Source organism: Paenirhizobium naphthalenivorans (genome assembly GCF_007992095.1).
In the GTDB taxonomy this organism is placed as follows: Bacteria; Pseudomonadota; Alphaproteobacteria; order Rhizobiales; family Rhizobiaceae; genus Allorhizobium; species Allorhizobium naphthalenivorans.
On the sequence record NZ_BJZP01000008.1, the window covers coordinates 98498 to 112282 of the forward strand.

Below are 13785 nucleotides of genomic sequence, written 5' to 3' on the forward strand. Positions count from 1 at the left end.
CGCAGCCCGGTTTTTTTTGACCTGCCTTTAAGAGATTTTCACTTGCGCCGCCCCGAAATCCGGTCCAATCACCTTGCTCATTGGGCCGGTGCGCGCGCCGGCGACGCCAAACAAGGTCTATTCCATGGCTCGTGATACTACCGACGACACGCCCCTGACATCCGTCGCGCAGATGGCGGATTATCTCGCTTCGGGCTGCAAGCCGAAAGAGGCGTTCCGCATCGGTACCGAGCACGAAAAATTCGTCTTCTTCCGCGCCGACAATTCGCCCGTCCCCTATTACGGCGAAGCGAGCATCCAGGCGCTTCTCAACGGCATGCAGTCGAGACTCGGCTGGGAGCCGATCATGGACGGCACAAACATCATCGGCCTTGCCGAGGCGGATGGCATGGGCGCGATCTCGATCGAGCCGGGCGGTCAGTTCGAGCTTTCGGGCGCGCCGCTCGAAACGCTGCATGAGACCTGCCGGGAATCGAACCATCATCTGGCGACACTGCGCGAAGTAGCCGAGCCGCTGGGCATCCGCTTCCTCGGCATCGGCGGCAGCCCGAAATGGACGCTTGCCGAAACGCCGCGCATGCCCAAATCGCGATACGAGATCATGACGTGCTACATGCCTAAGGTCGGCAGCCACGGCCTCGACATGATGTACCGTACCTGCACGATCCAGGTGAACCTCGACTTCTCCTCCGAGGCCGACATGCGCCGCAAGATGCGGGTCGGCATGAAGCTCCAGCCGCTGGCGACGGCTCTGTTTGCCGCCTCGCCTTTCACCGAGGGCAAACCGAACGGGCTTTTGTCGTGGCGTGGCGAGATCTGGCGCGATACCGACAACGCCCGCGCCGGCATCCTGCCCTTCTCGCTCGCGGACGACTTCGGCTTTGCCGATTATGTCGAATGGGCGCTCGACGTGCCGATGTATTTCATCGTGCGGGACGGCCGTTACCACGACTGCACCCATGTGACCTTCCGCCAGTTCATGGCCGGAGCGCTGAAGGGAGAAGTCACGGCCTGGGAGCCGACGCTGGGCGACTGGACCAACCATCTGTCCACCCTGTTCCCGGACGTGCGGCTGAAGCGCTTCCTCGAAATGCGCGGTGCCGACGGTGGTCCATGGCGGCGCATCTGCGCCCTGCCCGCGTTCTGGGTCGGCTTGCTTTATGACGACGCCACCCTCGAAGCCGCCGACGCGCTGACCCGCGGCTGGAGCTACGCCGAGGTCAACGCGCTTCGCGACGCGGTGCCGGCGCAAGGACTGAAGGCAGAGATCGCCGGACGCGGCCTGCTCGACGTGGCGCGGGACGTTGTCTCCCTGTCTCGCCAGGGGCTCAAGAGCCGCGCCCGCCTCAACGGAGAAGGCCAGGACGAGAGCCTTTTCCTCGCGCCGCTCGATGAGGTCATCGCCAAGAAGGCGACGCTCGCCGACGACTTGCTCGGTCTCTACCACGGGCGGTGGAACGGTGAAGTCGACCACGTGTTCGACGAATACCAGTACTGATGTTTCGACGCCGGGGCAAATGCCCCGGCCCCTCCTCCCCGTGACGGCACCGGGCCGGAAAAACCGGTTTGCGCCCGGCCTTTTCCGGCTATAGTGCGTCGAACTGCTTTGCGAGCACGGAGAAGGGATGCCGATGTTGCCACTTTTTGATATGATGCTGCGGGCACAGAACGGAACGGGCATGGACGCCATGGCCAGCCAGTTCAACCTTGCCCAGGAGCAGGTGACGAAGGCCATGGCGGCGCTGATGCCGGCTTTTTCCTCCGGCTTCAAGCGCAACACCGCTAATCCCTACGATTTCTCCGCGCTGATCGGCGCCATGGCATCGGGTGGTTACGCCAAATATTTCGAGGACATGAGCAAGGCGTTTACGCCGCAGGGCATCGCCGATGGCAACCAGGTGCTGGAAAAACTGTTCGGCTCCAAAGAGGTGTCGCGTGCCGTCGCAGCCCAGGCCGCCCAGCTCACCGGGATCGGCCAGGAGGTCCTGAAGCAAATGCTGCCGGTCATGGCCGACACGATCATGGGCGGTCTGTTCAAGCAGACCACCGGCCAGATGGGCGACAGCAATCCCTTCGCTGGAACGCCGATGGCCGCGATGATGCAGCAGTGGCTGGAAAGCACCGGGTTCCAGCCCAAGCCGGCGCCGAAGCAGCCGAACATCTTCGACAACCCCTTCACCAAGGCCTTCCAGGACATGATGGGCGGCGCCCAAAAACCACAGGCGCAGGCTGCCAACCCGTTCTTCGACAATCCCTTCGCCAAGGCGTTCCAGGACATGATGCGCACCAGCTACGGCAATCAGGGCGCAGCCGCCGCGGCCAAGGAGGAGCCTTCGAAACCCGAGGCGGAAGCTGCCCCGGCGGCCAAGGTGACCGAACTGGTGAACGCCATGTTCGACAGCGGGCTTGTGGTTCAGAAGAGCTACCAGAAGAGCATGGAGCAGATCTTCGACAGCTATCTGTCCGCCAACGGGCAGAAGGCGCAGCCAGCACCGACTCCCGATGCTCCGCCGGAAGAGCCCAAGGCCTGACACAGGTCCGCGAAGACAGGACGGGCGGCAGCGGCACCTCCTTTGGCGAAGAAGCGGATCCCCGGCCGATAATGGCATAAAAACCGCCTGAAGCATGAGTGCTGCGGGCGCCTGTTTTGCCGACATATCTTCGTGCGGCATTCCACAAGCGCCACGGTTGCAAAATGTCCGTTCTTGCGACAACGCGTGACATCCCCTTTTGGCCCAAAGTGCTCATTCGGGGATATTGCCTTGAAACGGCATGCCTGTGTTCTTTTGGCTTTGATGAGAAGCAGTTGAAACAGACTGGAGACGTGCATGTTCAATGAAGGACGGACTGTCGTCGCGGGAGACGTCACGCTGTTTGTCTCCGAGGCTGGCAAGGCTGACGGGATGCCGATTGTCCTGCTGCACGGCGGCCTGGGAAGCCGTGAAGACTTCGGAGCGCTGGCTGCGCATATGGCGGCAGATTACCGATTGGTCGCAATCGACAGTCGTGGACATGGCCGTTCCACCATCGGCAGGGCAACAATGACCTACCGCCAATTGGCGGACGATATTGCAGCCGTTGTCGATCAGCTTGAACTAAGCGACGCCGGAATCATCGGCCACAGTGACGGCGGCATCCTCGCATTGCGTCTTACTGCTTCCGGGCTGCGGCAGCCCCGCTTCATCGTTGCGGTAGGGGCGCATTGGCAATTGCCGGATGATGACCCCACCCGCGAGACTTATCAGGGCATAACCGTCGAGGAGTGGCGTGGAATGTTCGGAGCACAGGTGGAACGATACGAATCCGAAAACCCCGATCCAGATTTTGCCCGGCTGTTTAAGGCAGCCCGGACCATGTGGCTCGGGAGCGGGCAAGACGCCTATCCGGGCGAGACGGTTCGCGCCATAACCGCACCGCTTCTGGTCGTTCATGGCGACAATGACTTTCTTGTGTCACGCGCGCAGGCTTTCAAACTTGCTGAAAAGGTCGAAGGTGCGCGGTTGCTTAACCTGCCTTTTGCATCGCACACGGTCCTAGAGGACAGCCCGGACGATGTCTTGCCCGCTCTCTCTGGCTTCATCACCAATGTATGCAACAGTGCGAAGGCAGAGTAACAACGGCAACGAAGCCCACACCGCCGCAGTGTCCACTGCCAAGGTATCGTCGTAAAATTCAGTCGCGAGGCAGTCGTTTTAGCTGAGAGCTTTGCAACAAGAGGTGGCAAATGAAAGCTGCGTCTACCGGCACTTTGGAAATTGCTTACAACGAAATAGGTGCGGCGGATGGCCTGCCAGTCGTCTTGTTGCACGGCTTCCCCTATGACATTCATGCCTATGACAAGGTTGCGGAGATACTGGCCGCATCGAACCACCGCTGCATCGTGCCTTTCCTCCGGGGCTTCGGATCCACTCGCTTTCTGTCGGAACACTCGCCCCGTTCCGGTGAGCAGGCGGCCTTGGGCGCGGACCTGTTAGGGCTATTGGATGCCCTTTCCATCGAAACAGCCATCCTCGGCGGTTATGATTGGGGCGGGCGTGCCGCTTGCATTGTCTCGGCCCTCTGGCCGTCTCGGGTGCGCGGCCTGGTGAGCTGTGGCGTTGGCTACAACATCCAGAATATTGCTCAGGCCGGAAAACCCGTACCTCCGGAGGAAGAAGCGCGGTATTGGTATCAATACTACTTCCACTCCGACAGGGGCCGTAGGGCTCTCGAAGAAAACCGCCGTGGAGTCTGCGAATTCATATGGAAGATCTGGTCGCCGACATGGGCCTTCACCCGGGATACTTTTGATCGCACAGCCGCCTCTTTCGAGAATCCCGACTTCGTCGACATTGTGGTCCACTCGTATAGGCATCGCTTTGGCGGCACCGCCGGCGATCCTGCACTTGCAGAGGTCGAGGCCCGACTAGCGAAGCAACCGCACATTCTCGTTCCAACGATCGTTCTTCAAGGGAGCGATGACGGCGTCGACCCTCCGGCATCGGTCGATGATGATGAACGCCATTTCAAAGCGGCGTACGAGCGGCGAATTGTGCCAGGCGTCGGACACAATCTCCCCCAGGAAGCCCCCGAAGCCTTCGCGCGGGCTGTTCTCGAGTTGTCGCGACATTCCTAATTCTGATACATCCGGAAGTCAGCTTACAAGCTGACGCGAAACTCTGGATGGCTTTCCCTGAACATTCTATGGGAAGCCGTCATCATAGATGGGATCGGGACTATGACACTGATGGCTTTGCTCATTTTTGCCGGTGCCTTGGCCGCTGACTCGATCAGTCCTGGACCGACTGTCAGCGCGCTCGTCGCTCGCGTCCTATCACAGGGCGTTCGTAACGTGCTGCCTTTTCTCATTGCTATATGGCTTGGTGAAGCCATCTGGCTGAGTGTCGCGTTGGCCGGCCTCGCTGCGCTGGCCGTATCCTTCCAACTGCTTTTCGAAATCATAAAGTGGGCGGGCGTGATTTACCTGTTCTATCTCGGCTGGGCGCTGTTCACCAGCAAGCCAATAATCGGCGACACCAAGCTTCCTATGAAAGGCGAGGGCATCACAGCTTTCCTATCCGGGCTTTCAATTTCGATAGGAAACCCAAAGAACATGCTATTCTACCTCACTCTTATGCCCTCGCTCATCGATATGCAAAGTGTGACCGCTATGGGTTGGCTGCAACTTGTGGCAACACTGCTCGTAGCGCTGGCTGCCGTCGATCTTTGCTGGGTTTTCCTGGCGGCAAAAGCGCGAACGTTCTTTCAGAACAGCCGCGCCATCCGGCGCGTTAATCAGGTCAGCGGAGCGGCTATGGCCTTGGCTGCGGCAGCCATAGCAACGCGGTAGACTGCCGATCGGGATAAGACGTTAAAAATACGCTCACCGACCATAAAACCGGGAGTTGCGCCTAATCGCGGGTTTTGAACAAGGCTATCGCTGGAGGAGCTTTCTGTGAAAACGGCAATCATATTCGATTGCGAGTTTCTTTGTATCGAAGGGTCGCAGCGCCGGTTTTGGTGTGCTGCGATCGATCCCGATCCGGTTATAGCTCAAGTCGGAGCCGTCAAGCTCGGCCTTGAAGGTAAATTCCCTATCTTGGAAACGTACAAAGCGTACGTCCGCCCGGTCAACCGATATGGCAAACGATACCCGCTCGATCCTTATTTCACGAACCTAACCGGCATCACCGAACAGAACATCGATGCCGAGGGTGTCGCCTTGGAAGATGCGCTTGCCGGTATCGAACGCTTCTCGAACGGTGCTCGGCTTTGGTCATGGGGTAAGGATGAGCTGAATATGATTGCCATCAGTTGCTATATCTCAGGGATCCTGCCCCCTATCCCGGCTGATCGGTTCGATAACGCCGTCAAGCTGCTGATCGCGGCGGGGATGCCGATCGAGGATTTGGCGAAAACACCCAGCAACAAGCTGGCTGATTACTACCATGTCGAACACCCTCCCTTGCAAGGGCATGACGCACTCGACGACGCTTTGTCCGTCTCATACACGCTGCAATATCTGATGAAGACCGGAAAACTGGCGCCCGAGGTGTTCGAACGGGCATAGTCTCGGAAATCCGCACTTTCGCGGCAGAATCGAGATTGTTGAGCGAATTGGAGAAATTCTGTTGCGAAAGTTGGCCGCAAGAGCCGGGGTTTTGCGACCATTTTCCATGGCAGTCAGTCTTCCACATTAGAGAGAGCGGCGCGTCTTTTCAGACGCGCCAAGGGCGCCGGTGACCGGCCCTTTCTCCTGTCGTTGCGATGCCTCTCTCAGAACTCTTCCCAGTTCTCCGCGTCCTTGCCTTTTGACGGCGGTGCGGACTTTCCGAAGCCGGTCGACAACTTGTCCAGCAGTGCCTTGGCCGGCGAGGAGAATGCCCGATTGTTCGGACCGGCCGGCGCCACGCGCGGCGGAAGCGACTTGACCGGCTTTGCCGGCGTTATCGGGGTAAAGGTGCGATCGGCCATGGAGAAGCTCTTGTCGCGCATGTCGGCGAATTTGCCGGCCGTCGACACCATGCCCTTCTCGACGGTGAACTGGCCCACGAGGCCCGCCAGGGTTTCGGCATCCCGGACCAGAGAGGCCATTTCGGCGTTGGTCTGTTCCGCAGCGCGGGCATTCTGCTGCGTCACGTCCTCCATACGGGCGACAGCGCCGGTGACTTCCTTGAGACCGGTCGACTGTTCGCGCGCCGCGCCGGCGATCGAATGGATGTGGTCGGCGATCTGCACCACCTGACCGGCGATCGAGGACAGAACCTCGCCCGTCTGCTTGACCAGGCCAACGCCGGACGCCACTTCCTCTCCCGACTTGGTGATCAGCGCCTTGATGTCCTTGGCGGCATTGGCGGAACGCTGCGCCAATTCACGCACTTCCTGCGCCACGACAGCAAAGCCCTTGCCGGCCTCGCCCGCACGGGCCGCCTCCACGCCGGCATTGAGCGCCAGAAGATTGGTCTGGAAGGCGATTTCGTCGATCACATTGATGATCTTGGAGATCTCGCTCGACGCGGTCTCGATCCGCTCCATGGCGTCGACGGCGCCGCCGACAATCTTGCCGGACCGGTCGGAATTGGTTCGCGCCTCAAGGGCCAGCTTCGAAGCGGTCTCGGCCTTGTCGGTCGAGTCGCGGATCGCGTCCATGATCTGCCGGACGGCAGTCGACGTCTGTTTCAGCGCCGCGGCCTGCTCTTCGCTGCGCTTGGACAGGTCAGAGGTGGCCGAGCCGACCTTGCCGCTTTTCTGATTGATCTCCTGCACGTTGCCATGCACGGCGGAAATGGTCTGCGACAGCCGTTCGAGCGAAGCGTTGAAATCGACGCGCAGACGGTCCAGTCCACTGCTGGCGAAGGGCTTGTCGATCGTCGCCGTCAGGTCACCGCTGGCCAGACGTTGCAAGGCGGCACCGAGAATCTCGACCGTTTCGGTGAGACGCGCCTGCTCGGCCGTCTTCTCGGCGTCGCGCGACCGGCGCTCGTCTTCGCTGGCCGAGCGGCGATGTTCGGTTTCGGCCTCCAGTTCGCGCTTCTCGACTTCCGCCTGGCGGAACACCGCCACCGAGCGAGCCATGTCGCCAATCTCATCCTCACGCGTCTCGCCCTGCAAGGCGATATCCGTATTACCGCCGGCGAGTTCCTCCATCGAGTGAACCAAACTGGAGATGGGACGGGTCAGGCTGCGCGCATAGACGACGGCAACGGCCGAGCCGACGATGATCAGAAGGAAACCAACTCCGACCGAAGCCAGAGCATTCGACCAGAGATCCGCACTGACCTCGGCCTCGGAGATCAACGCGATCACGGCGAACTGCGCACCGCCGAACTCGAGCGGCGAGGCGGCAGCATAGCTCTCCATCCCGCGATAGCCGGCGACAGTTCCCACAGCTTCGCGACCGGCAATAGCCTCGGCGACAAGCGGAGAGTCAACCTGCGCCACCAGGGCGTCGTTATCCACCGTGTGCACGCTGTCATTGATCACTCGGGCCTTTGAATCGACAAGGATCGTCTCTCCGGTTTTTCCGAGCCCTTTCTTGTTGGCATAGAGCGTGTTGAAGCGATCGTTCGGCAATTGGTATGCGAGAACACCGATGGCACGACCGTTCTGCAGGATCGGCGTCGCCATGAAAGAGGCCGCAGCGCCCTTTGACGGGGCGTAGGCTTCGAAGTCCGACATGAAGACCTCACCGCCCTCGGCCTTGATCGCCTTCTGGAAGACATGAGCAAGGCCCGTATCCTTATAGGGACCGCTGACCAGACCCGTCCCATAATCCCGTTCCTTCATCACCGTATAGACGATGGTACCAGCCGGATTGATCACAAAAAGGTCGTAGTAGCCTTGGGCCTGAAGATGTTTCAAGAAACCCGCGTGATACTGCTTGTGAGCCCGGTCGTAGGCATCCTTCTTGGCGGTTTCGAGCTTGTACTTCTCGCCCTCGGGATTGGGATTGCCGTCTATATAACGGGCTTGCATCTCCTTGAGCGGATCATCGCCGAGGAAACTCATCGCACCGGTGAAAGCGTAGAGCGCCTGCTGGGTGGTGAAGCTCGACGCAAGCGTCGACATGTCGAGCCTGATGCTGTCGAGATAACCCCTCGCTTCGTTGCGCCGGCCGTCAGCTGTTGCTTCCAGCTTCTGGTAGACCTGATCCGTCAGGATCTGACCTTCAAGATAGGAATTGATCGCCATCGAGGCGCTCAAGGAAACCAGGGCGAACAGGGCCGCAGCAAGGGGCAATTTTCTGGAAAGGCGCATGACAAGGGCTCCGCTGGTCGGACTTACAGCTTTTGTGCGGCATGGTTCCAGAACAGCGTTAGCAAGCCGTTACCCAACACGCTCCGCTTGTGGAAATCCACGGGTTTTTTCGTCTGCGCAGACAAAAAAATGCCCGGCATGGCGGACCATAACCGGGCAAGCGGCAGGGCTTATTGGCTGTCGCCCTGCGGGGATGGAACGGTTGGACTCAATCGCTCTTCAGGCCGCGAAGGGCGCAATGCGAACGATTGGCGGATAAGCGCATCAACTGCTGCGAAGGATCGTCCGCAAAGCCGTATGATCCGACTATCTGCTCGATGTCGGAGCGGCGGAGCCCGATGTCGTTCAGCTGGAAATCATCAAGGTCGGCGAGGCGGTTCGCGGCACGTCGATTGCACACGGCACGCCAGACGGAATTAATTCGCGTAAGCGCGGTTCCCAGGCGCGTCATAAGCGCCCGCCGCGGTTCGGCGATATCGAGTTCGATCATCTGTTCGGCCGTGCGCATGGCTTCATCCTTTCGATTGGCACGAGTTTGACAGGCCCTGCCGCAAAGCGACAAAGGTCGGCCGGACTTGGTCGGCAGCGTCCGAAGACAGGTCGGTGACTGCTGAATTGCAGCGTCAGAATGCGGAAATGCCATCCATCAGTCCAACGAATGTTTCTGATAGCTAGCATCAAGGATGCTTATGTTCGCTTTTGTGCCTGCGTTCCGGTCAACCCGGCGACGAACAATACCGGCAAATGTCCGTAGGGCGTTCGGCCGCATTCTGCTGACGATCATGTGGGAAACCGAGGGAGATGGACGCGCTGATTTGCTGCCTTACGATACTGAAACGCCATTGATCAGCAAGGCGAATACTTCTAAGAGTTAGCATCAATCGTTCTTATGGATGTTTCCCATGTCGGCGCCCCTCGATATTGACCAGCTCCAGACCTTCATTGCCATCGTTGATACCGGCAGCTTCACCAAGGCCGCAGCCCGCGTTTTCAAGACCCAGTCCGCGGTGTCGATGCAGATGCGGCGGCTCGAGGAACGGATCGGCAAGCAACTCTTCGTCAAGGACGGTCGCGGCAACCGCCTGTCGGCCGAGGGCGACAAGTTGCTGAACTACGCCCGGCGCATCATCCGCCTGAATTCCGAGGCGATCGCCGCCTTTGACGACAACCGGCTGGAGGGCACACTCAGGATCGGCACGCCCGACGACTATGCCGACCGCTACATGCCCGAGATCATCGGCCGCTTCGCCAAGACCCACCCGAATGTCGAGCTCTACATCGTCTGCGAGCCGTCTGTCGATCTGGCGGAAAAGATGGCAAAGGGCGAGCTGGACATTGCCCTCGTCACCCACAATCCGCAGCTTCGCACCTCCGATGTGGTGCGCACCGAGCCGCTCTGCTGGGTCGGGTCTGCCAACCATCCGCTGAAGGACGATGCGCCGGTGCCGCTCGCCGTAGGCCGCCGTGACTGTAACTGGCGTCAACTCGCCTGTTCGGCGCTGGACGCCGACGGGCGCGACTACCAGATCCTGTTCACCAGTTGGTCCTCGACCGTGGTCGCCGCTGCGGTTCTTGCCGGCATGGCCGTCTCGGTCCTGCCGGAATCGGCTCTACGCACAGGCATGAAGGTCTTGAGCCAAGCCGATGGCTTCCCCTCGCTTCCGCCGGTGCAAATCGGCATCATGAAGCGTCCGGGGCTTTCCGCCTCGCTGATGAATGCGATCACCGATCACATTTCCGCCTGCCTCGATAACATCACGCCGAATATCGTCGAGGACGATCTGGAAAACGATGTGAAGGCTCTGCCGCGCTTTTACCCGCGGTTGAGAACCGGCGGCATGGCTCCCGGCTGGTAACCTCAACCGACTGCAGCACTTGGGCGATAGCCTCAGGCGGTGAACATGGTCCCGCGAATGCTCCGCTTCCATTCATCAAGGATGCAACGCGCCTTTTGATCATCCTCGATCATCGCGCGACGGACGACGGCGCCGGTCAGATAGACGAAAAGCATGACGCGCGTCTCGAGGTCGACCTTGCTGTCTTCTGGCAACAAGGGACGAAAGATGTCGCAGAGCATACCGGTCAGCCGGGCCTGGTGATCGGTGTTGAGCCGCTGCAGGTCCGGGTCGGATAACGCCGCCAGCCAGACAGGCAGGTAGACGGGATCATCGCGAAAGGTTGTGAAGAAGGTGTCCACCGCGTCGCCCATCAAGGCCTCAGCTTCGGCAAGCGTGGTCACCGTCGAAAACACGCGCCGGGCCCCACTTTCAACGCGCTCGGTGTGGCGATCGTGCAAAGCCCTCACGACGGCAGCCCGCTCGGCAAAAAACTGATAAAGAGAGCCTATCGGAACACCGGCACGGGCAGCTAGGTCCGTCATTTTCAAAGCACTGACGCCACCCTGCGCGATCAATTCCACCGCGGCTTCCATGATCGCATCAAGGCGCTGGATACTCCGTTCCTGCTGCGGCTTCTTGCGCAGTTGCAGGCGTCCATTCGGCTTTTTCGCGCTCATTTTTCCCGCTTCGACATTACCCGTGTGGCAATCTCCGATGAGCCTTCCAGCTCACCCGGCCGCGGTTCTATTCCCTTTCCGCCGAAAGGAAAGATCGTATTTTGCCGATATGGTAAAAAAGCCGTGAGAGAACCGGGCGAAAGAGACGCCCCGCTTGATGGAAGCCAGCCGTGGCCCGGCACGGTGGCCGTGCTGGTGTTTGGTTGATCGAGGCTGCGGTGTGTCCCCGCAGCCTCGACAGAAACCCGCAACGCGGATCAGGCGATGTCGAAGCGATCGGCGTTCATCACCTTGTTCCAGGCGGCGACGAAGTCGTCGACGAACTTCTGCCGCTGGTCGTCCTGAGCATAGACCTCGGCGAGAGCCCGCAGGATCGAGTTCGAGCCGAAGACAAGATCGACGCGCGTGCCGGTCCACTTCAGTTCACCCGTCTTGCGGTCGCGACCTTCGAACGCGGTTTGCGCCTTGGAAACCGGTTTCCACTCTGTGTCCATGTCGAGCAGATTAACGAAGAAATCCGTCGTCAGCGCGCCCGGACGCTTGGTGAACACACCATGCTGCGAGGAGCCGTAATTGGCTCCAAGCACGCGCATGCCGCCGACCAGAACCGTCATTTCTGGCGCTGTCAGCGTCAGGAGTTGCGCCCTGTCGACCAGCAGCTCCTCTGCGGACACCGTGAATTCCGTCTTCTGATAATTGCGGAAACCGTCAACGAGCGGCTCCAGAACCTCGAAGGCTTCAGCGTCGGTCTGCTCGGCAAAGGCGTCCGTCCGGCCCGGGGTGAACGGGACCTCGACGAAATGACCGGCGGCCTTGGCGGCCTCTTCCACCGCGGCTGCACCGCCAAGGACGATCAGATCGGCGAGCGATACCTTCTTGCCGCCGGTCTGCGTCGTATTGAATGCGGTCTGAATGCCTTCGAGAGCGGCCAGGACCTTCACGAGTTGAGCCGGCTGGTTGACTTCCCAGTCCTTCTGCGGGGCAAGACGGATACGCGCACCATTGGCACCGCCGCGCTTGTCCGATCCACGGAAGGTCGATGCCGAGGCCCAGGCGGTCTGGACGAGTTCGGAGATGGACAGGCCGGAGGCCAGGATCTTCGCCTTGAGATCGCCGATGTCCTTCGCGTCGATCAGAACGTGATCGACAGCGGGGATAGGATCCTGCCAGATCAGATCTTCAGCCGGAACTTCCGGGCCAAGATAGCGCGACTTCGGTCCCATGTCGCGATGGGTCAGCTTGAACCAGGCGCGAGCAAAGGTGTCGGCGAATAGATCCGGGTTCTCCAGATAGCGGCGGGCGATCGGCTCGTAGATCGAATCGAACTTGAGGGACAGGTCAGCCGTGGTCATCATCGGACGATGCTTTTTCGACGGGTCGTGCGCGTCGACGACCATGTCCTCATCCGCCACGTCCTTGGCCAGCCACTGTTGCGCACCGGCCGGGCTCTTGACCAGTTCAAAGTCATATTTGAACAGCGTCTTCAGATAGCCCATGTCCCACGTGGTCGGATTGGCCTTCCAGGCGCCTTCGATACCGCTGCTGATGGTGTCTCCGCCCTTGCCGCTGCCATAGCCGCTTTTCCAGCCGAGGCCCATTTCCTCAATGCCGGCGGCTTCCGGTTCCGGGCCAACCAGCGCGGCATCGCCGGCCCCATGGCACTTGCCGAAGGTGTGACCACCGGCGACCAGAGCGACGGTCTCCTCGTCGTTCATCGCCATGCGGGCGAAGGTTTCGCGAATGTCACGGCCTGAGGCGACCGGGTCGGGGTTTCCATCAGGCCCCTCGGGGTTGACGTAAATCAGGCCCATCTGCACGGCGGCCAGGGGATTCTCGAGATTGCGCTCGCCAGAATAGCGGCTGTTGTCCTTGTCGCTCGTGGCAAGCCATTCGGACTCAGAACCCCAATAGACGTCTTCTTCCGGTTCCCACACATCCGCGCGGCCGCCGGCAAAACCAAACGTCTTGAACCCCATCGATTCCAGCGCGACATTGCCGGCAAGGATGAGCAAATCCGCCCAGGAAAGCTTGTTTCCGTATTTCTGCTTCACCGGCCAGAGCAGGCGGCGGGCCTTGTCGAGATTGACGTTATCCGGCCAGCTGTTGAGCGGCGCGAAACGCTGTTGGCCCGTACCAGCCCCCCCGCGGCCATCGCCCGTGCGGTAAGTGCCGGCGCTGTGCCAGGCCATTCGGATCATCAGCGGCCCATAGTGACCATAGTCGGCCGGCCACCAATCCTTGCTGTCGGTCATCAGAGCGGTCAGGTCTTTCTTAACCGCCGCCAGGTCGAGCGTCTTGAACGCGTCGGCATAGTTGAAGGCCGGGCTCATCGGATTGGAAAGCGCCGAATTCTGGTGCAGCATTTTGAGGTTCAGCTGGTTCGGCCACCAGTCGCGGTTGGACCGCATCGACAAGTTCGTCACCCCGTGCATGACCGGACATTTGCCCGTGCCGTCGTTGATCTCTTTCTGCTTCGTGTCCATGATTTCCTCCTGTTTATTGGTCTTGGTATTGGTCTGAGGACATCATCGACG

The 13785-nt window shown here is 60.2% G+C and carries 11 protein-coding genes; 7 read left to right on the top strand and 4 right to left on the bottom strand.

Annotation, left to right across the window (positions count from 1 at the left end):
* The first annotated feature begins 124 nt into the window (after positions 1-124).
* From RNA01_RS10360 to RNA01_RS10385, 6 genes are all read left to right on the top strand, one after another.
* Positions 125-1498, top strand: coding sequence for a glutamate--cysteine ligase (locus tag RNA01_RS10360; RefSeq protein ID WP_147180123.1), 1374 nt, complete (start codon positions 125-127; stop codon positions 1496-1498).
* 133 nt (positions 1499-1631) lie between these two features.
* Positions 1632-2531: a DUF937 domain-containing protein gene (locus tag RNA01_RS10365; RefSeq protein WP_147180124.1), complete on the top strand. Its 900-nt coding sequence runs from the start codon at positions 1632-1634 to the stop codon at positions 2529-2531.
* 297 nt (positions 2532-2828) lie between these two features.
* Complete coding sequence (locus RNA01_RS10370) at positions 2829-3614, top strand: alpha/beta fold hydrolase (protein WP_147180125.1); 786 nt, start codon at positions 2829-2831, stop codon at positions 3612-3614.
* Positions 3615-3724: 110 nt separating this feature from the next.
* Positions 3725-4615 (top strand): alpha/beta fold hydrolase, encoded by an 891-nt coding sequence (locus RNA01_RS10375; protein ID WP_147180126.1) that lies wholly within the window; start codon positions 3725-3727, stop codon positions 4613-4615.
* 102 nt (positions 4616-4717) lie between these two features.
* Positions 4718-5329, top strand: a complete 612-nt coding sequence (locus RNA01_RS10380; RefSeq protein ID WP_147180127.1) for a LysE family translocator — start codon at positions 4718-4720, stop codon at positions 5327-5329.
* Positions 5330-5434: 105 nt separating this feature from the next.
* Positions 5435-6049 (top strand): 3'-5' exonuclease, encoded by a 615-nt coding sequence (locus tag RNA01_RS10385; RefSeq protein ID WP_147180128.1) that lies wholly within the window; start codon positions 5435-5437, stop codon positions 6047-6049.
* 206 nt (positions 6050-6255) lie between these two features.
* Here RNA01_RS10385 and RNA01_RS10390 read toward each other — a convergent pair whose 3' ends face one another.
* Both RNA01_RS10390 and RNA01_RS10395 read right to left on the bottom strand, forming a co-directional pair.
* A complete protein-coding gene (locus RNA01_RS10390; protein WP_147180129.1) occupies positions 6256-8736 on the bottom strand; it encodes a methyl-accepting chemotaxis protein in 2481 nt (826 codons plus the stop codon).
* A gap of 208 nt (positions 8737-8944) precedes the next feature.
* Complete coding sequence (locus RNA01_RS10395) at positions 8945-9244, bottom strand: DUF1127 domain-containing protein (protein ID WP_170253409.1); 300 nt, start codon at positions 9242-9244, stop codon at positions 8945-8947.
* A gap of 394 nt (positions 9245-9638) precedes the next feature.
* Between RNA01_RS10395 and RNA01_RS10400 the strand changes: the two genes are divergently transcribed.
* A complete protein-coding gene (locus RNA01_RS10400) occupies positions 9639-10592 on the top strand; it encodes a LysR substrate-binding domain-containing protein (RefSeq protein WP_147180131.1) in 954 nt (317 codons plus the stop codon).
* Positions 10593-10624: 32 nt separating this feature from the next.
* Here RNA01_RS10400 and RNA01_RS10405 read toward each other — a convergent pair whose 3' ends face one another.
* Together RNA01_RS10405 and katG are read right to left on the bottom strand one after the other, a co-directional pair.
* On the bottom strand, positions 10625-11167 hold the full coding sequence (locus RNA01_RS10405) for a TetR/AcrR family transcriptional regulator (RefSeq protein WP_170253410.1): 543 nt from the start codon (positions 11165-11167) through the stop codon (positions 10625-10627).
* A 341-nt stretch (positions 11168-11508) separates the two neighbouring features.
* Positions 11509-13734, bottom strand: coding sequence for a catalase/peroxidase HPI (gene katG, locus RNA01_RS10410; RefSeq protein ID WP_147180133.1), 2226 nt, complete (start codon positions 13732-13734; stop codon positions 11509-11511).
* Between the last annotated feature and the right edge of the window lie 51 nt (positions 13735-13785).